The following is a 16,630-nucleotide window of genomic DNA, read 5'->3' on the forward strand; positions in this document are numbered from 1 at the left end:
AAACGTAAACTTCCCTAATTTATTGTGGCTAAATGTATTAAGTGCTGTATCGCTGTTTAGATTGCGTGCCAACTCGATGCTTTGCAATGCAACAGATCATTTCTTTATCTATTTTTATGCGTTTAATTGGCTATAACAACATTTAATTAAAAAATACGTTTGTTTGCTAACAAGTTGCAGCTGCTAAAAGTCATAAATAGATTAATGCTTTGAAATTAGTAAACACTATGTTAACTTGCATACCTGATATATCTGTTTCAACTGATGAGATTAAAGTACTTTAGCGCAACAGCTTTAGGCATGTTTTCTATAGCCATGTTTTTGAGCGCAAGGCTACAGGCACAAGTGGTGCAACCGGGTACGCAGACCAATGGAAGTCAGTCAAACAATATCATTACGGCGGTTCCTTTTTTGCTGATTACGCCCGATGCTAGGGCAGGTGCGATGGGCGAGGCTGGCGTAGCGGCATTGCCGGATGCCAATGCCATGAGCATCAATCCTTCAAAATTGGCTTTTTTAGAATTGCCTTATGGCTTTTCGGCTTCTTATAGTCCATGGCTAAAAAGCCTTGTGCCCGATATCAATCTCGCGTACATCAGCGGATTTTATAAAATCAACGACCAAAGCACATTGGGAGGCTCCTTGCGTTATTTTTCTTTGGGCCAAATTCAGCTAACCGATGCCAACCAACAAGATTTGGGCATTTACAGTCCGAATGAGTTTGCGTTCGATGCGACTTATTCGCGCCGTTTTGGCGACGAGTTTGCTTTGGGTACTACAGGTCGCTTTATCTATTCCAACCTCTCGTCGGGCCAGTTTGCCGCCGGACAGCAGACGCGTGCAGGCAAAGCCTTTGCAGTGGATGTTTCGGCCTATTACAGAAAACAGACCGTGATGTTTGGCAAGGATGCCATTATCGGGGCAGGTGCCAACTTCTCCAATATCGGAACCAAAATTGGCTATGTAGATGGCGGGGAGAAATTCTTTTTGCCAACCAATATGAAAATCGGGGGTGCTTCTACGTTAATCATCGACGATTATAACCAATTTACCCTGGCCCTCGATTTCAATAAGCTGATGGTGCCAACGCAGCCGATCAGAGATTCGAACGGCAATATTATTTCGGGTCGCGATCCCGACCGCTCGGTTCCGGCCGGTATATTTGGTTCTTTTAGCGATGCCCCAGGTGGCTTTAGCGAGGAACTGAAAGAAATTAGCATCAGCACCGGCGTAGAATATTGGTATAACCAGCAGTTTGCCCTTCGAGCAGGCTATTTTTACGAATCGCCACAAAAAGGCGATCGTCGTTATGTAACTTTGGGCGCTGGCCTAAAATATAATATCTTCAATATGGATTTCGCCTATCTGCTGGCCAATCCACAAAAAAGTCCGCTGGCTAATACTTTAAGGTTTAGCCTGCTGTTCAACTTCGGAAATACGAAATAATGAAAATCAAGGTAGGTTTTGGTTTTGATGTACACCAATTAAAAGACAATCATCCATTTGTAATTGGAGGCGTAAATTTGGCGCATCATAAAGGTGCTTATGGCCATTCTGATGCCGATGTGTTGTTGCATGCCATTTGCGATGCGCTTTTGGGCGCGGCCAACCTGAGGGATATCGGCTTCCATTTTAAGAATACCGATCCCCGTTGGAAAGGCATCAGTAGTATCATCCTGTTGCAGGAAACGGTAAAGCTGTTGCAGGAAAAAGGCTGGCAGATCGGTAATGTCGATGCGATGCTATGCCTGGAGGCTCCTAAAATAAATCCGCATATCCCGCAGATGCAGGCTAACATTGCCGAAGCGATAGGGATAGATGTGGAAGATATTTCGATCAAAGCCACTACCAACGAGCAAATGGGATTTATAGGCAGGGAAGAAGGCGTGGTTGCCTACGCCGTTTGCCTAATCCAGAAATCTTAAGCATGATGGAAAAGATCATCACATTTAAAAATTCGGCCGAAGCCATTGGCAGTTTAGATAATGGAGGCAGGTTTTATAATGTTTTAACCAAGCCTAACGATGAGATTGTCAGCCTGTCTGAAGTAGGAAAAGTAGCCGGTTTGTTTTTCGAAAAGCAAAAAGCGATCCTGTTTTTGGACCTGGCTATTGCTGCGCTCGACGAAGAGGCCAAGCAAGACATCGTGTCGAAGTTTGATAAAGACCTGCAAGCCAATTACAACAAGTATAAGCCGCACTGGTTGTTGCCGTCTATGGTAAAAACCAAGGGCGTTACTGGCGCGAATACGGTGATTACCGGCATACCGCACCTGATTGATTCGAATTCCGAACTCAATGGCTTCATCTTTATTCCTGCCGGGAAAGCATTGGTGATGGTGCCGATTTTTGACGAATACGATATTTACGAAATCAGAGACGAGCAACATTCGGAAACATTCATTATTGGCAACAAACGAGGCAAAGAAAAACTGCCTGAAAAGAAGCTCAAGGTTGGTGGTGTTTTAAAGGAAATGAAAGCAAAGAAAGACGACAAAGCCGCGCTCGATCGGTTTTTGGAAATCAACTATTTTGTAGACGAGGATTAGGTTTTTCTTAACCTGTTCTTGTAATATAGTGAACCATTTAAATTCAGCAAAATGAAACAACGATTTGGAAAACTGTTTATTCTGATGCCAATTGGCCTTCTATTGATTTCGGCTGCATTGGTGGCATTCGTAAGCCTAAAAATTTCAGATGGCTTGTTGGGATTTATCATGGGAATAGGCATTGGTTTGGCCTTGCTGCCATTTGTTATTTTAAAACTCAAGCCGAATAATTATTAGGCTCGAGCAAAAATAACTTCTATAAAAAGTCGACCATGCAATATGCAATGGCCGACTTCTTAAAAAACCATCAAGGTAATTTAGTCTTCAAGATAACCGAATTTGCCTTCGTTGTAGTCGGCAATGGCTTGTTGTATTTCTTCGGGCTTGTTCATTAAGAAAGGCCCGTAAGCCGCAATCGGCTCGTTGATGGGTTCGCCACTGAGTATCAAAACGATGCTGTTTTCTAAGGCTTCCAGCTCAATATTTTCGCCTTCGTTCTCAAAATAAACCATCTGGTTGGTGCTGGCCTGCTCTGTTCCATTTACCTTAATGCTTCCCTCTATCACTACAAAACCGGTGTTGTAATTGGCCGGAAAACTGAAGGTAGTTTGGGCTCCCTTGTTCAGTCGGGCATTGTACATTTCAATGGGACTGAACGTAGTTACGCTGCCTTTGGTACCTTGGTAATCGCCTGCAATGACCTCGATAATTCCCTGTTCGTTTGGCAAGGTCAATTTTTGCATATCGCTTTGCTTTACGCCCTGGTATTTTGGCGTGCTCATTTTGTATTGGGCAGGCAGGTTTACCCAAAGCTGTACCATTTGAAAAGGGCCACCTTTTTTGCTGTAGTTTTCTTCGTGGTATTCCTTGTGGAGTATGCCACTGGCGGCTGTCATCCATTGTACATCGCCGGGATAAATGGTGCCCGAATTGCCGGCACTGTCGTGGTGCGCTACGGCGCCATGATAGGCAATGGTTACGGTTTCGAAGCCGCGATGCGGGTGTACGCCAACGCCACGAGGTTCGTTGCGTGCGGAAAATTCGATTTTCGCATTGTAATCGAGCATAAAGAACGGACTCATGTTCAGTCGATAGCCACTAGGGAAGAAATTATGTACCCTAAAACCATCGCCTACCATGTGCGGTGCAGGTGGATTTAACACTGCTGCTACTTTTTTTACATTTGCTTTCATCATTGAAAAGATTAGAGTTTTGCGTGGAGCGTTTGGCGTTGGTTTAACGCTTAACGCCCTACGCTAATCGCGTATTGCTTACGCTTGTTTTACGAACTGTAGTTCGCCTAAAATTCTTACGTCTTCGCTTACCATTACGCCACCGGTTTCTAAGGCTGCGTTCCAGGTTAAGCCAAATTCGGCACGATTGATTTTGCCACTTAACGTAAAGCCTGCTTTGGTGTTGCCCCAAGGATCGGTTGCAATGCCGCCAAATTCGGCAGTTAATTTTACGGGTTTGGTATTGCCTTTAACTGTCAAATCACCTTTAACGATATAATCGTCGCCGTCTTTTTCTACCGAGGTAGAAGTAAATTCGATAGCTGGAAATTTTTCGGCATCGAAGAAATCGGCGCTTTTTAAGTGGTTGTCCCTGTCTTTGTTTCCGGTATCGATAGAATCTATATCTCCTTTAAAAGATATAGACGAGCTCGAAAAATCGTCGCCTTCTGAAGTTAATTCTGATGAGAAAGATTTCAAACTGCCGGTAACGGTAGTAATCATCAAGTGTTTTACCTTAAACTGAAGTTCGCTGTGGGTTGGATCTAATGTCCATTTAGTAGTTGCCATAACTTTATGTTTTTTAAGTTGTTTAAATTTTATAACACAAAGTTAAGGCGCCTGGTTTTCCTGGGCATTGATGTATGGTAAGTAATTCTTGCATACACTTGCTAAGTTTTTAAAATTTCGCAAGTGTAGCTTACTTAAAATGCTTTTTCGCGAGGTCCTTGCGTACACGGCTCAGCGATTCTGGGGTAATGCCCAAGTAGGAGGCAATCATCCATTGCGGTACACGCAGGGTAAGGTTGGGATAGAGTTTGATGAAATCGAGGTAGCGTTCTTCGGCAGTTGCACCCAGCAGCATATTGATCCTTTTCTGCATAAAGCGGATGGAATTGTGCAGCATCAGGATGTTAAGCTCCAATATTTTGGGCACGACATATTGAATAGCCGGAAAAAAATCCTTCTTCACCACCACCACTTCGGTATCTTCTATGGCGTCGATGTAAAAAAAAGAAGGTTCGTTAAATACAGCACTGTTCCTTTCCGAAATCATCCAGTTTTCTGGCGCAAATTGAATGATGTGCTCCTTGCCTTTCTCGTCGATGGAAAAGCAACGCAACAAACCGCTGTTAATGAAATAGGAATCTGATTTCAAATCGCCGGGACTTAAAAGAATCTGGCCTTTTTTAAAGCTTTTGGTTTTGAGACAGCTCACGGCTTCCTTGGCCTGCTCGTCGGTAATGGCTAATCGTTCTTGCAGGTAGGCTTGAAATTTCTCCAGCATGGGACTTATTTTTTAGGCTCCGGAATATTAGAGAAGTTGGCGCCGCATTTGCCGCAACCCGAAGCGCAAGATCCAGCTTTTGGAGAAATGGAACGGTAAATCAATCGACCGATGTAAAACAGCGCGATGATAAAAACCACAATCATTAAGATAAACTGAATATCCATGATGCAAAATTACGATTATTTATGAAGCGCGGTTCAGATTACTGTCAAATTAATTAATGATTGAATTATTGAATGACTGACTGAATGAATGAGAGAATGATGGAGTGAAATGATTTCTGATTCTCCCATAACAATTTAAGCAATTTAACAATAAACCAATGACCAACCAGCTAATCCTCTAATCAGCCAACGAATCAATTATTTTTCCATCAAGCCCACCGTGCCGCCTACCCAATCAAAATCCTTGTTGTAGCGGACGCCAATCATTTTGCCACGACTTAACCTGGCCAAGTTAATGCACAACTGAGGCTCCTCGCCTTCGGGCCAAAGGTACATCATCCTGATTTCGGCTTTTACGCCTGCATCTGGTGCCTGGATAAGCGGCTCGTAGGTTACTTTTCGTTGCAATATCCAGTTTTCGGGATCTTTGATTTGCGCCACATCGTTTGGCGTTACATCGATAATCACACCCATGCCAGCAAAAGAGAACAGGGGTTTGAGCACATAGTTTTCCAAATCGCTAGGTATGGTTTTCAAGGTATGGAGAAAATGTGTTTCAGGTACAAATTTGCTCTGCAAGAAAGGCATGGTGTATTTGCTGATGCGATAGAACCAATTGGGGTGGGTAATCCATTCAATGTCTAGTTCTTCGCGCGGATCAAAGGATTGCTCGAAAATTGCGGTATTTTCGCCAATCTCGTCAAAAATCAAGCGGTTGTAAATCCGTTTCAGCTGGATTTTTTGCCCGTCTTTTTCGTAATATAATTTCTTGCCTTCTTTTTTGATTTCTTCCAGTGCCAAAACCGGAATACCCAAATGCTTAGCGGTTACAAAGAAATCGATGGCTGTTTTTTGGTTGGGTGCATCCAAATCCATCAAGGCCACTTCATGAGGCTCGTACTGGCCGATGATTACTTTTTTGAGCAGGTCGAAATAGGAAGCCTGGTTTAAGCCGTTAAAGTAGGGGCTCAGTTGCTCGTCGATTCCAAAAACACTTTTAAACGTATGGGTCAGGTGCGTTTGGAAGCCATACAGCGAAGGGAAGCCCTGCATTTCGATGAGCATGGGCACCACTGCTCCGTTTTCGTCTTTGCACAAGCCGTAGTCAAAAGTCAAGAAATGTGGGTGACCGGTTTCGTTGGGCACATTCCATTCGGCAGGAATCGATTTTTGCGTCAGTTCCTTAAAGTTGGGCTGCTTAATCAGCGCAATAATCTCTTCGCCTGCGGCAATCAGCTTTTCTTGAAGTGCTGCAGGTATAAAAATAGGCGTTTCTGCTACTCGAAACGGAATTTCAGGAAACCCTTTCCCCAGTTCCTGTAAAAACTGCTGATATTTTTCGGCCGTAAAGGCGGCGTTAAATGCTTGGCGATATTTTTGGATCATAATGGATGTTGCTTAATTCGAATTACCTGTACAGCTATACTGGTTTTTTACCACCTTAGGCACCTCAGCATATGGCCTGCTACAAAAAAGTTAAAAGCCTTTGTGGCTTGTTATTGCGCTTTTGCCTCATCTAAAGTATTGATGGCCTGGGTTAAGAAATTAGGCAAAATAATGCTTTGGGTTAAGGTAATCCGGTTGGGATCTTCCAAACTGTTCAGCATATCGTGGTACTTTTCCTCGCCGTGGTTGTTGGTAATCGCTGTTTTCTTTTCTTCTTGGAGCAAATACATTTTCATGCCAATCGGGTCGGCTTCGGGATGAAACTGCGTGCCGATGATCTGTTCGGAAAAGCGAATGGCCATAATGCAACGTTCTAAGGCTACGTGTGGCCGTTCTTTTTCTATGGCTAAAATCTGTGCGCCCTTGGCTTCAAAATCCTCCAGTTTGGGTTCCACTACCTGCCAATCGCGGCTATCAACCGAATAAAACGGGTCGGGCAAGCCGCTAAATACCGGTTCGTGCGTGCCGTCTTCGGTCAGGCTAACCGGGAAAATTCCGAAAGCATTCGATTTCCTTTTGGTTACCGTTCCCAGTCCATATTTGCGACAAGCCAGCTGAAAAGAATGGCAAATCAGGAAAACATGCTTCTTGTGCTCGTTTTGCGCATTGAAGGTTTCAATGCTGTCTAGCAAGGTAAAAAAGTCATGTTCCCATTTTTCGCCTTCTCCATCAAACGGACTGCCTGGGCCACCACTCGAAATGTAGATGTCGTATTCTGTGCCTGGTATTTCTCCTTTTTGCCTTAAATCAAATAAATCGAAGGTTAAATTTAACTGGTTTTGTTGGGTGTAAGTTCGTAGCAGTTCTTGTATGCCGCGCATCCCCTGGTTGGGGAAGCCATTGTTCATGTCGATAACTGCTACTTTTATATTTCTTTTAATCATTTTTTATTTTGCGCCTATTAAAGTTTGGGTAGTGATGTAATCTACCACCGACTCGAAGCTGCCTGTTTTTTCGTAAACGGCCAATTGCCTGTCGGCTCCGGTTCCATTGGCCAAGATCTGGTGTACATAATTGATATCTTCGCGGCTGCCCAAATCGTCAACTACATCGTCAACAAAATCCAATAGCTCAAGGACAAGGTTACGGCAGTTGATTTCCATTTCCTTGCCAAAATCGATGAGGTTGCCATCAATGCCATAACGGGCTGCACGCCATTTGTTTTCGTTGATCAGTGCTCTCGAGTAGCTGATAAATTCCATGTTTTGGAGGCGCAATTTATAAAGTTTGGCGCATAATGCCTGAAAAAGTGCCGTAAAAGCCATGGTTTCGTCAATCAGCATCGGGCAATCGCAGATGCGGAATTCGATGGTATCGAAGAATGGGTGCACGCGGATGTCCCACCAGATTTTCTTGGCATTGTCGATACATTTGGTCTTGATGAGCAGTTTGACATAGTTGTCGTAATCTTCTATGCTGTTGAAGATGTCGGGTATGCCTGTTCGCGGAAATTTGTCGAACACCTTAGTCCTGAAAGATTTGTAGCCTGTGTTTCTCGATTCCCAAAATGGAGAATTGGTAGAAAGCGCAAATACATGTGGCAGGAAATAGCGTACTTGGTTGGCGATGTGGATGGCCATTTCGCGCGACTGGAAGCCTACGTGTACGTGGAGGCCGAAAATAAGGTTTGAACGGGCCGCTTCCTGCAGCTCGTTTACAATTTCGCTGTAACGCGGATGTTCGGTAATGAGCTGCTTTTCCCAATGCGAAAAAGGGTGCGTGCCCGCCGCGCCGATGCGCAGACCCTGTTCGCCGGCCAGTTGCGATACGGTATAGCGCAATTGCGAAATCTCTTCCCGCGCCTGGGCGGTGTTGTGGCAAATGCCGGTGCCTACTTCTACTACGGCCTGGTGCATTTCGGCCTTTACCTGGTCTTTGTGAATCTTCTGTGCCGATTCAACAATTTTCTGATCGTGGGAGGTCAATTCTCTGGTAACGGGATCAACTACCATGTATTCTTCCTCTATTCCGAGCGTAAATTCGTTCATCATCATATCTCCTTATTAAATAAAAAATCCCAATTATTTTTTTGCTGGTGCTTTTTTTGGTTTTGCTGTGCTTGTTTTTGTGGTTTCTTTAGGGGATGATTTGGTGGCTGGTTTGGCTTTTGCACTGCTTGCAGGTTTGGCTGGACCCGTTAAAGGGCTGCCTGTGGCCGAAGTTCTGATGTACTCGCCCCAGGTGAGGTTGTCTTTTCCAGTTTTTTGTGCTTTGGCTCTTTCTATGGCATAGGTGGCCGCGGTTTCTACCACCCACTCAAAGTTTTCTGCACCTACGCTTTCTAAAGCTGCATCTGGTGCCGGATTGCAGAAGTCGATGGCGTAAGGTATGCCATCGCGAACGGCAAATTCAACGGTGTTGAAATCGTAGCCCAAGTATTTGTTCAGCCTTAAAGTGTAATCTTCGATGGTTTTGAGCAATTTGGCATCAGGTTTTGGTCCGTCAATTACATAGCGCAGGTGGTGCGGGTTGCGGGGCTCGTACTGCATAATGCGCACATATTTGCCACCAATGCAATAGCACCTGAAATATTCTTCGAAAATGATTTCTTCCTGTAGCATCATCACAGCTTGTTTGGTTTGGCTGTGCTTGTCGAAAAAGTCTTGCTTGTCGTGCAGTTTGTATACTTCTTTCCAGCCGCCGCCGTCAAAAGGCTTCATATAGGCCGGAAAGCCTGTGTATTCGAAAATCGCATCCCAATCTAAAGGCATTACCAGGTTGCTGAACGATTTTTCGGTCGTATCATCGGGGTGTTCGCGCGAGGGAATCAATGCGGTTTTGGGTACCGGAACGCCAATGTTTTCGGCCAGTGCGTTGTTGAAAAACTTCTCATCGGCACTCCACCAAAAAGGGTTGTTGATAACTGCCGTGCCACCCATGGCCGCGTTTTTGAGGTAGGCACGGTAAAAAGGCACATCCTGCGAAATGCGGTCGATGATGACTGCGTATTCGGGCTGTTCGGCCTGAAACACCTTGCTAATGTTGACGAACTCGGCGGTAATGTCTTTTTCGCCTTTTTGGTTAATCCTGTCAACAAAGGCCTGTGGAAACGAGCGTTCCTGGCCAAATAAAATTCCAATCTTTTTCATCCTGTTATAATTTGATTTTCAATGGTGATGGAGCCTTTGGTAAGGCCAAATCATGATTTAAGTAATCATGATCTTTGATGTCTATGTTTTTTAGAGTTGTGCTAAATAGTTGGGGTACATTTCCCTCCAAATTGGCCAGTCGTGGTCGGCGTTGGGCCTGATGTCGAGCCAATGGTTGATGCCTTTTTGGTGCAATATGCCTGATAAGCGCTCGTTGTCGGCACGGCACATGTCGCGGTCGGAGGTGCCTAGCACGATTTTCATTTGCCACAGTTCGGGGTTCATGTCGTTGGGCAGAAAATCAACCGGATTGTTAAAGTAGGCGTCGTCGTTAAAAAAGCCATCCAGTTGGCCCTTAATATCGAAGGCACCGCTCATGCTAAACAAATGGCTTACTGCCCAGGGATGCCTAAAGGCGAAGTTGGCGGCATGGTAGCCACCAAAGCTGCAGCCAGAGGTGATGACCTTGTGGTGGCCGGTTTCGTGTTTGGCTAAAGGCACCAGTTCTTCGAGCAGAAACTTGTCGTACCAGATGTGGTTTTTCACCCTATCGGCCGGATGGATGTCTTTATTGTACCAACTTTGCTTGTCGATGCCGTCGGGGCAATAGATTTTTACTTTGCCCGCATCGATAAAGCCTTGTACGGATTCGATTAATTTAAAGTCCTTGTTTTCATAGTACCTGCCCATACTCGTCGGAAAAAGCAGGATAGGGTAGCCGGCATGTCCGAAGACGAGGGTTTCTATGTCGAGGTTTAGGTTAGGGCTGTGCCACTTTTTGAGCTCTTCTTTCACGGTATTGTATTTAGATTGCTTTAAGATATGAAAATCGGAACCAAACACAAAAAAATAAAATCAATTAAAGCTTGCAAATCTGTATGTTAAGTAAAAAATGGGTAATGTGGATTAATTGTTTTTCAAGATTCGTATTTTTGCGCCTGATTTAGTGAGAACGCTATTTGTTGACCATGTACACCACCTTATTACTACCCACTGTTATTAAAACGCTTCACCAGTTCCAATCGGCTTATTTAAAGAGAGAGGTTGAAATCGAAATTTTCAGTCCCGATAATTTAATGGGCAACGAAAGGGTTAACCTTTTGCTACTTAACGATGGCCAAGACCTTGCCCAGATGCAAATGGAGCCCATGCTGAACAATCTTTACGAGAAGTGGAAGATTGAGCCAACGGTTGTGGTAGGCATCAAGGCGGGCACGGAGCGCGTACAGGAATATGGCGTAGCTGGCCGACCAGATTTTAAAAAACGGGGTTCAAAAGCCCAAGCCTATACCGATTTCGTCATTAAGGAGCTGTTGCCTTATGTGCAAAGCGAGGTGAAAGCAACCATCAATGGCAAAAGAGCTATTGCGGGTTTTTCTTTGGGGGGTCTAACCGCTTTTGATATTGCCTGGAACAACGATAACTATTTTGATGCCGTTGGCGTATTTTCGGGCTCGTTCTGGTGGCGTAAAAAAGACCTGAGTGCAGGTTATACCGACAACGACCGCATTCTGCACCAAATGATCCGCGAAAGCAAAACCAATCCGGCACTTAAATTTTGGCTCATGACCGGAACCGACGACGAGTTGGCCGATCGCAACCACAACTTCATTATCGATTCGATAGACGATACCATCGATGTAGTGAAAGAATTGATGCAAAAGGGCTACAAACGTCCGCATGATATTTTCTATTACGAAATGGTAGGTGGCAAACACGATGTGCCTACTTGGGCCAAAGCCATGCCTGCTTTCTTGGAATGGGCTTTTGGCAAATAAGCCCGAACATCTTTAGAATCACTTTCTAAATAACCGACTATTTTTAAGTTACGGGAGATTGCTTTGCTAGTTTAGTTTAAACTAACAAAATAGTTCTATTTTAGCAGCCGAATTTAAAGCCGCTCGTTTCATGAAGAAAAATCTATTAATGCTCGCCGTGCTGTTGCTTGCTTTAGGCCAGGTAAATGCCCAGGAACAAACCAAAAAATTGGGTTTCGGATTTAAGGCCGGGCTCAACATCTCTGCGTTTACCAATAAACAGGATATGCTGATGGCGCTAAGTGGCGTAAGCTACGACTCCTTCGAGAACTATTTCAGGATTTCGGCCATGGCTGGCATAACCGCAACCTATAAGCTGAACCCGAAATTTGCGCTGAATGCCGAACTTTTGTATAATTCAAGGGGTACAGCCTACAGGAGGCCAAACAACAGCGTATTGCTGATTGGCGATAAAGGCGTTGAGCAGGCCTATGATTATTATAAGTTTATGATCGATTATGTAGAGTTGCCTCTCATGGTCAGCTATTACGTTATTCCTTCAAGCAAACCTACGGCTTTGAGTGTTTACCTGGGTTTGGCGCCAGGCATTGCCGTTAGAAAGGCGGCTAAAATGGATTATCCCGAAGTTACGGCAGGCCCGGGAAATGGAAAGGCCGACGTGAACGGAGAACTGGGCTTTGTGAATTCGTTTAATGCCAGCGGACTGTTCGGGCTTAAGGTAGGGCATAAGTTGGAAAACGGCACTGCTTTTTTTATAGATCTTCGCGGCAGCTATGGCATGTTGCCGGTTTTTAAAAAAGAGGTTAATATCGATACGAGAATGCTGACGGGTACATTTGCCCTAGGCTTGGATTTCTAGGCCTGATCCACTCGTTGTAGCTGTTTTTTGGCAAAACCTTGATTCCCAAAAATTAACAAAAATATAATCCGTTATCTCTGGGGCTTTTGTCCTAAAAAATCAATAAAAAACCTTATCTTTGCGCCAAATTTAGAGGCGCATTGTATGCAAAAGATTAGAAACATAGCTATTATAGCACACGTTGACCACGGTAAAACCACTTTGGTTGATAAGATTTTACACTCTTGTTCTATTTTTCGTGATAACGAACAAACAGGCGAGTTGATACTGGACAACAACGATTTGGAGCGCGAGCGAGGAATTACCATCGTATCAAAAAACGTTTCTGTAAAATACAAGGATGTAAAAATCAATATCATTGATACACCGGGCCACGCCGACTTTGGCGGTGAGGTAGAGCGTGTACTTAAAATGGCCGATGGCGTGCTTTTGCTTTGCGATGCTTTTGAAGGCGCCATGCCACAAACCCGTTTCGTAACCCAAAAAGCGCTTTCGCTAGGGTTGAAACCAATTGTGGTGGTAAACAAGGTTGACAAGGAAAACTGCCGTCCGGAAGAAGTGTACGAGCAGATTTTCGAACTTTTCTTCAACTTGGAAGCTACAGAAGAGCAATTGGATTTTCCGGTAATCTACGGTTCGTCTAAACAAGGATGGATGAGCACCGATTGGAAAAAACCAACGACAGATATTTTTGCCTTATTGGATGCCGTGGTCGAAAACATTCCGCCAGCACCGGTAAACGAAGGTACTTTGCAAATGCAGATTACCTCATTGGATTATTCGTCATTTGTAGGCCGTATCGCCATTGGCCGCGTACACCGTGGCACCATCAAAGAAAGCCAACCGGTTACTTTGATCAAACGCGATGGCAAAATGGTTAAATCGAGGGTAAAAGAATTGTATACGTTCGAAGGCTTGGGTAAAGTAAAAACTACCGAAGTTGGTTCGGGCGATATCTGTGCCGTGGTAGGTATTGATGGTTTCGACATTGGCGATACCATTGCCGATTTCGATGCACCAGAACAACTGCCGGTAATCAAAATCGATGAGCCTACCATGAACATGTTGTTCACCATCAACAACTCGCCGTTTTTTGGTAAAGAAGGCAAATTGGTAACCTCGCAACGTATCAAAGACCGTTTGTATAAAGAAATGGAGAAAAACTTGGCCCTTAAAGTGGTTGAGACTGAATCTCCAGATTCATGGTTGGTATACGGAAGAGGTATCCTGCATTTGTCGGTATTGATCGAAACCATGCGTCGCGAAGGCTACGAAATCCAAGTGGGTCAGCCACAGGTAATCGTTAAGGAAATCGATGGCAAGAAACATGAGCCTATCGAAACCCTGATTGTTGACGTACCCGGCGATGTTGCCGGTAAAGTAATCGAGTTGGTAACCCAACGTAAAGGCGAATTGCTGATCATGGAGCCAAAAGGCGATTTGCAGCACTTGGAATTCGAAATCCCATCACGTGGTATCATCGGTTTGCGTAACAACGTATTAACCGCAACTGCCGGAGAAGCCATCATGGCACACCGTTTCAAAGCTTATGAGCCTTGGAAAGGTACTATTCCTGGTCGTTTGAACGGGGTATTGGTATCGATGGAAAAAGGCCAGACTACGGCTTATTCAATCGACAAGCTACAAGACAGAGGCCGTTTCTTTGTTGATCCGGGTGTTGATGTTTACGAAGGACAGATCATGGGCGAGCACATCCGCGACAATGATTTGGTGGTAAACGTAGTTAAAGGAAAAGCCTTAACCAACATGCGTGCTTCGGGTAGCGACGACAACGTGCGTATCGCTCCGGCCATCAAATTTTCGTTGGAAGAATCGATGGAGTACATCCAGGCCGACGAATATATCGAGGTTACACCGGTAAGCATGCGTTTGCGTAAGATCTATTTAACAGAGAACGAACGCAAAATCAACGCTAAAAAGTTCCAATCGTAAGTAAACGATTAAAGATTATAACAGCCCCAATCCTGATTGATGTCGAGATTGGGGTTTTTTATGTAAAAATTGTGAGGCAATGTGATAATGGGCCCACAAGCAGACGAATGTGGCCAGTAAATGCATTACTTTGTGGCCTTAAATAATTTATGTTTCGAAGAGCGCTTAACCATATCGGTATCTTTTTTTTAAACTTGCTGTCGCTGTTGCCGATGCCAATTCTGTATATTTTGGCCAAGGCAATGTATTTTCTGCTCTATCGGGTAATCGGTTATCGCCTAAAAGTGGTGAGGGAAAACCTGCAGCTGGCTCTGCCAGAGCGAAGCCCCGAAGAACGCAAGCTGATAGAAAAGAAGTTCTACAAGTATTTGGCTGCTTTGGTGGTGGAGATCGTTAAAATGAGTTCGATTTCGAAAAAGGAGCTGGAAAAACGTTTCCAGATCAAGAAATCGGAACTGATGGAGTCTTATTTCGCAAAAGGAGAAGGGGTGTTGCTGTGCGCCGCGCACTATGGCAACTGGGAGTGGGGTTCGGTAGCGATCGGTTTGGCAGTTTCTGGCCAAAATTATCCTATTTATAAGCCTTTAAACAATCCGGTGTTTGACGACTGGTTTCAAAAGGCGAGAAGCCGGTTTGGGAGCAAGCTCATTTCGATGCGCCAAACCTTAAGGGCCATACAGGCCAGCAAAGGCGAAGCCAGTATCTTTTGCTTTGGCAGCGATCAGGCGCCTTCCAAAGACGAATCGCATTACTGGACTACTTTGCTCCATCAGGAAAGTTCCATTCAGTTGGGGATCGAAAAAATTGCGAGGAAAACGAACCGGCCAATTTTCTATTTTAACGTAACCGGAGTAAAAGAAGGATATTACGAGGCCGAATTTGTGCCGCTTTGTTTAAATCCGCAAGAAACTGCCGAGTTTGAAATTACCGAAATGCATACCCGCTTTTTGGAGGAAATGATCCGTAAGGAACCGGCTTATTGGTTATGGAGCCATCGCCGGTGGAAGCACAGACGGAGTTAGGGGTGGATTTAGTCCATAGACAATAGTCCATAGTCTTTAGTCGGAAGTCTATAGTCTGGTGCAACGCTACGATTTGCCTCCATCCTGTCTTTCTTGTTTTTTCTCCCCTTTAGCCTCTGCCTTCTACCTTTCCCGCCATCCGCCTCTTTAACCTTTAAGCAAATCTCTACAAAATGTAAAAAATTGAGGCTTGGCTGCATAATGGAGTGTCAAACCGATGGACGAGGCAAGAGAAATGTTTAATTTTGTTGCCTTGAAATTAATTCCATGGTACAAAAGGCATTTACTCACATTGGTCTTTTCTTTTTAAAACTGCTGGCGCTTTTGCCCATGTCGGTACTTTATTTCCTGGCCGATGGGGTTTATTTGTTGCTTTATCATGTAATTGGCTACCGCAGAAAGGTTGCCCGAGAGAATCTGCAAAATGTATTTCCCGATAAAAAGCTAGCGGAAATCATTGCCATAGAGAAGAAATTTTACCGCTACCTGGTTTCGCTGATGGTAGAAATCGTGAAGATGGACAGCATTTCTGAAAAGGAAGTGCAAAAGCGCTTCAAATTCAAAAACCTGGACCTGATGGAGGCCTATTGGCAAAAAAACGAAGGCGTGCTCATTTGTACCGCGCATTACGGCAACTGGGAATGGGCGGGCTTGAGCCTGGGCCTGACTGGCAGTGCGCAAAACTATATCATTTACAAGCCCCTCAACAATGCCACTTTCGAAGATTGGTTTTATAAGGTAAGAACCAAGTTCGGCAACAAGGCCATCGCTATGCGCCAAACCTTAAGGGCCGTGCAGGGCAGCAAGGGCGAGGCCAGCGTATTCTGTTTTGCCAACGATCAGGCGCCCTCTAAAGACGAATCGCATTATTGGACCACCTTTCTCAACCAGGAGAGCTCGGTGCAGCTGGGTATCGAAAAAATAGCCAAAAAAACCAATCGTCCGGTGTTTTACCTCAAAACCAGGGTAATTAAAAGAGGCTATTACGAAATGGATTGTGTACCCATTTGTTTAGAGCCAGCCAATACCGCCGAATACGAAATCACCGAACTGCACATCCGGTTTTTAGAAAAAATGATTATCGAGGAGCCTGCCTACTGGCTATGGAGCCATCGCCGCTGGAAATATAAGCGGGGGTAGTCAACAGTCGATAGTCGATAGTCCAATAGACCATGGTCCATGGTCTGGAGGTTGAAGACCAGTACCATGGTTCATATCGGTATCAAGTATCAAGAGTACATCTACCTT

General features: G+C 44.6%; 18 protein-coding genes. 9 read left to right on the forward strand and 9 right to left on the reverse strand.

Features of this window, described 5'->3' with window-relative positions; translation table 11 throughout:
- Positions 1-264: 264 nt before the first annotated feature.
- The 4 genes from porV to VRU48_RS16760 are packed head-to-tail and all read left to right on the forward strand — an operon-like array spanning position 265 to position 2,785.
- Positions 265-1,446: a type IX secretion system outer membrane channel protein PorV gene (gene porV / locus VRU48_RS16745; protein WP_330109065.1), complete on the forward strand. Its 1,182-nt coding sequence runs from the start codon at positions 265-267 to the stop codon at positions 1,444-1,446.
- On the forward strand, positions 1,446-1,925 hold the full coding sequence (gene ispF, locus VRU48_RS16750; protein ID WP_330109066.1) for a 2-C-methyl-D-erythritol 2,4-cyclodiphosphate synthase: 480 nt from the start codon (positions 1,446-1,448) through the stop codon (positions 1,923-1,925). The genes porV and ispF overlap by 1 nt, the downstream gene beginning before the upstream one ends.
- 2 nt (positions 1,926-1,927) lie before the next feature.
- Positions 1,928-2,548 (forward strand): hypothetical protein, encoded by a 621-nt coding sequence (locus VRU48_RS16755; RefSeq protein ID WP_330109067.1) that lies wholly within the window; start codon positions 1,928-1,930, stop codon positions 2,546-2,548.
- A 51-nt stretch (positions 2,549-2,599) separates the two neighbouring features.
- Positions 2,600-2,785: a hypothetical protein gene (locus VRU48_RS16760; RefSeq protein ID WP_330109068.1), complete on the forward strand. Its 186-nt coding sequence runs from the start codon at positions 2,600-2,602 to the stop codon at positions 2,783-2,785.
- Positions 2,786-2,865: 80 nt separating this feature from the next.
- On the opposite strand, the gene VRU48_RS16765 is transcribed toward VRU48_RS16760, so the two are convergent.
- The 9 genes from VRU48_RS16765 to VRU48_RS16805 form a co-directional block, all read right to left on the reverse strand.
- The gene (locus VRU48_RS16765) at positions 2,866-3,744 is read right to left on the reverse strand and encodes a pirin family protein (protein WP_330109069.1); all 879 of its coding nucleotides are present in this window, start codon (positions 3,742-3,744) and stop codon (positions 2,866-2,868) included.
- Between the two features lie 75 nt (positions 3,745-3,819).
- Positions 3,820-4,350 carry a YceI family protein gene (locus VRU48_RS16770; RefSeq protein WP_330109070.1) on the reverse strand — a complete coding sequence of 177 codons (531 nt, stop codon included), beginning with the start codon at positions 4,348-4,350 and terminating at the stop codon, positions 3,820-3,822.
- A gap of 130 nt (positions 4,351-4,480) precedes the next feature.
- The gene (locus VRU48_RS16775; RefSeq protein WP_330109071.1) at positions 4,481-5,068 is read right to left on the reverse strand and encodes a Crp/Fnr family transcriptional regulator; all 588 of its coding nucleotides are present in this window, start codon (positions 5,066-5,068) and stop codon (positions 4,481-4,483) included.
- A gap of 5 nt (positions 5,069-5,073) precedes the next feature.
- Positions 5,074-5,235: a FeoB-associated Cys-rich membrane protein gene (locus VRU48_RS16780; protein ID WP_330109072.1), complete on the reverse strand. Its 162-nt coding sequence runs from the start codon at positions 5,233-5,235 to the stop codon at positions 5,074-5,076.
- A 198-nt stretch (positions 5,236-5,433) separates the two neighbouring features.
- Positions 5,434-6,621 (reverse strand): hypothetical protein, encoded by a 1,188-nt coding sequence (locus tag VRU48_RS16785; protein WP_330109073.1) that lies wholly within the window; start codon positions 6,619-6,621, stop codon positions 5,434-5,436.
- A gap of 110 nt (positions 6,622-6,731) precedes the next feature.
- Positions 6,732-7,565, reverse strand: coding sequence for a type 1 glutamine amidotransferase (locus tag VRU48_RS16790; protein WP_330109074.1), 834 nt, complete (start codon positions 7,563-7,565; stop codon positions 6,732-6,734).
- A gap of 3 nt (positions 7,566-7,568) precedes the next feature.
- Entirely contained in the window at positions 7,569-8,675 is a 1,107-nt protein-coding gene (locus VRU48_RS16795) for a carboxylate-amine ligase (RefSeq protein ID WP_330109075.1), read from the reverse strand.
- A gap of 27 nt (positions 8,676-8,702) precedes the next feature.
- On the reverse strand, positions 8,703-9,770 hold the full coding sequence (locus tag VRU48_RS16800; RefSeq protein WP_330109076.1) for an ATP-grasp domain-containing protein: 1,068 nt from the start codon (positions 9,768-9,770) through the stop codon (positions 8,703-8,705).
- 90 nt (positions 9,771-9,860) lie between these two features.
- Positions 9,861-10,565 (reverse strand): esterase family protein, encoded by a 705-nt coding sequence (locus VRU48_RS16805; protein WP_330109077.1) that lies wholly within the window; start codon positions 10,563-10,565, stop codon positions 9,861-9,863.
- Positions 10,566-10,738: 173 nt separating this feature from the next.
- Between VRU48_RS16805 and VRU48_RS16810 the strand changes: the two genes are divergently transcribed.
- The 5 genes from VRU48_RS16810 to VRU48_RS16830 all read left to right on the forward strand — a co-directional run bounded on the left by VRU48_RS16810 (position 10,739) and on the right by VRU48_RS16830 (position 16,522).
- Positions 10,739-11,548 (forward strand): alpha/beta hydrolase, encoded by an 810-nt coding sequence (locus tag VRU48_RS16810; RefSeq protein WP_330109078.1) that lies wholly within the window; start codon positions 10,739-10,741, stop codon positions 11,546-11,548.
- A gap of 130 nt (positions 11,549-11,678) precedes the next feature.
- On the forward strand, positions 11,679-12,407 hold the full coding sequence (locus tag VRU48_RS16815; protein WP_330109079.1) for a porin family protein: 729 nt from the start codon (positions 11,679-11,681) through the stop codon (positions 12,405-12,407).
- A gap of 144 nt (positions 12,408-12,551) precedes the next feature.
- Positions 12,552-14,360: a translational GTPase TypA gene (gene typA, locus VRU48_RS16820; protein ID WP_330109080.1), complete on the forward strand. Its 1,809-nt coding sequence runs from the start codon at positions 12,552-12,554 to the stop codon at positions 14,358-14,360.
- Between the two features lie 149 nt (positions 14,361-14,509).
- Complete coding sequence (locus VRU48_RS16825; RefSeq protein WP_330109081.1) at positions 14,510-15,382, forward strand: lysophospholipid acyltransferase family protein; 873 nt, start codon at positions 14,510-14,512, stop codon at positions 15,380-15,382.
- Between the two features lie 267 nt (positions 15,383-15,649).
- Positions 15,650-16,522, forward strand: a complete 873-nt coding sequence (locus VRU48_RS16830; RefSeq protein ID WP_330109082.1) for a lysophospholipid acyltransferase family protein — start codon at positions 15,650-15,652, stop codon at positions 16,520-16,522.
- Positions 16,523-16,630 lie beyond the last annotated feature (108 nt).

The organism is Pedobacter albus (genome assembly GCF_036324255.1).
GTDB classification, from domain to species: Bacteria; Bacteroidota; Bacteroidia; order Sphingobacteriales; family Sphingobacteriaceae; genus Pedobacter; species Pedobacter albus.

Bases quoted from the DNA above. Each gene is read 5' to 3' on its own strand.
- ispF (WP_330109066.1), top strand. From the start codon at position 1,446: ATGAAAATCAAGGTAGGTTTTGGTTTTGATGTACACCAATTAAAAGAC.
- VRU48_RS16795 (WP_330109075.1), bottom strand. From the start codon at position 8,675: ATGATGATGAACGAATTTACGCTCGGAATAGAGGAAGAATACATGGTA.
- VRU48_RS16815 (WP_330109079.1), top strand. From the start codon at position 11,679: ATGAAGAAAAATCTATTAATGCTCGCCGTGCTGTTGCTTGCTTTAGGC.
- VRU48_RS16765 (WP_330109069.1), bottom strand. From the start codon at position 3,744: ATGATGAAAGCAAATGTAAAAAAAGTAGCAGCAGTGTTAAATCCACCT.
- VRU48_RS16785 (WP_330109073.1), bottom strand. From the start codon at position 6,621: ATGATCCAAAAATATCGCCAAGCATTTAACGCCGCCTTTACGGCCGAA.
- porV (WP_330109065.1), top strand. From the start codon at position 265: ATGAGATTAAAGTACTTTAGCGCAACAGCTTTAGGCATGTTTTCTATA.
- VRU48_RS16770 (WP_330109070.1), bottom strand. From the start codon at position 4,350: ATGGCAACTACTAAATGGACATTAGATCCAACCCACAGCGAACTTCAG.
- VRU48_RS16780 (WP_330109072.1), bottom strand. From the start codon at position 5,235: ATGGATATTCAGTTTATCTTAATGATTGTGGTTTTTATCATCGCGCTG.
- typA (WP_330109080.1), top strand. From the start codon at position 12,552: ATGCAAAAGATTAGAAACATAGCTATTATAGCACACGTTGACCACGGT.
- VRU48_RS16790 (WP_330109074.1), bottom strand. From the start codon at position 7,565: ATGATTAAAAGAAATATAAAAGTAGCAGTTATCGACATGAACAATGGC.
- VRU48_RS16825 (WP_330109081.1), top strand. From the start codon at position 14,510: ATGTTTCGAAGAGCGCTTAACCATATCGGTATCTTTTTTTTAAACTTG.
- VRU48_RS16775 (WP_330109071.1), bottom strand. From the start codon at position 5,068: ATGCTGGAGAAATTTCAAGCCTACCTGCAAGAACGATTAGCCATTACC.
- VRU48_RS16760 (WP_330109068.1), top strand. From the start codon at position 2,600: ATGAAACAACGATTTGGAAAACTGTTTATTCTGATGCCAATTGGCCTT.
- VRU48_RS16830 (WP_330109082.1), top strand. From the start codon at position 15,650: ATGGTACAAAAGGCATTTACTCACATTGGTCTTTTCTTTTTAAAACTG.
- VRU48_RS16800 (WP_330109076.1), bottom strand. From the start codon at position 9,770: ATGAAAAAGATTGGAATTTTATTTGGCCAGGAACGCTCGTTTCCACAG.
- VRU48_RS16755 (WP_330109067.1), top strand. From the start codon at position 1,928: ATGATGGAAAAGATCATCACATTTAAAAATTCGGCCGAAGCCATTGGC.
- VRU48_RS16810 (WP_330109078.1), top strand. From the start codon at position 10,739: ATGTACACCACCTTATTACTACCCACTGTTATTAAAACGCTTCACCAG.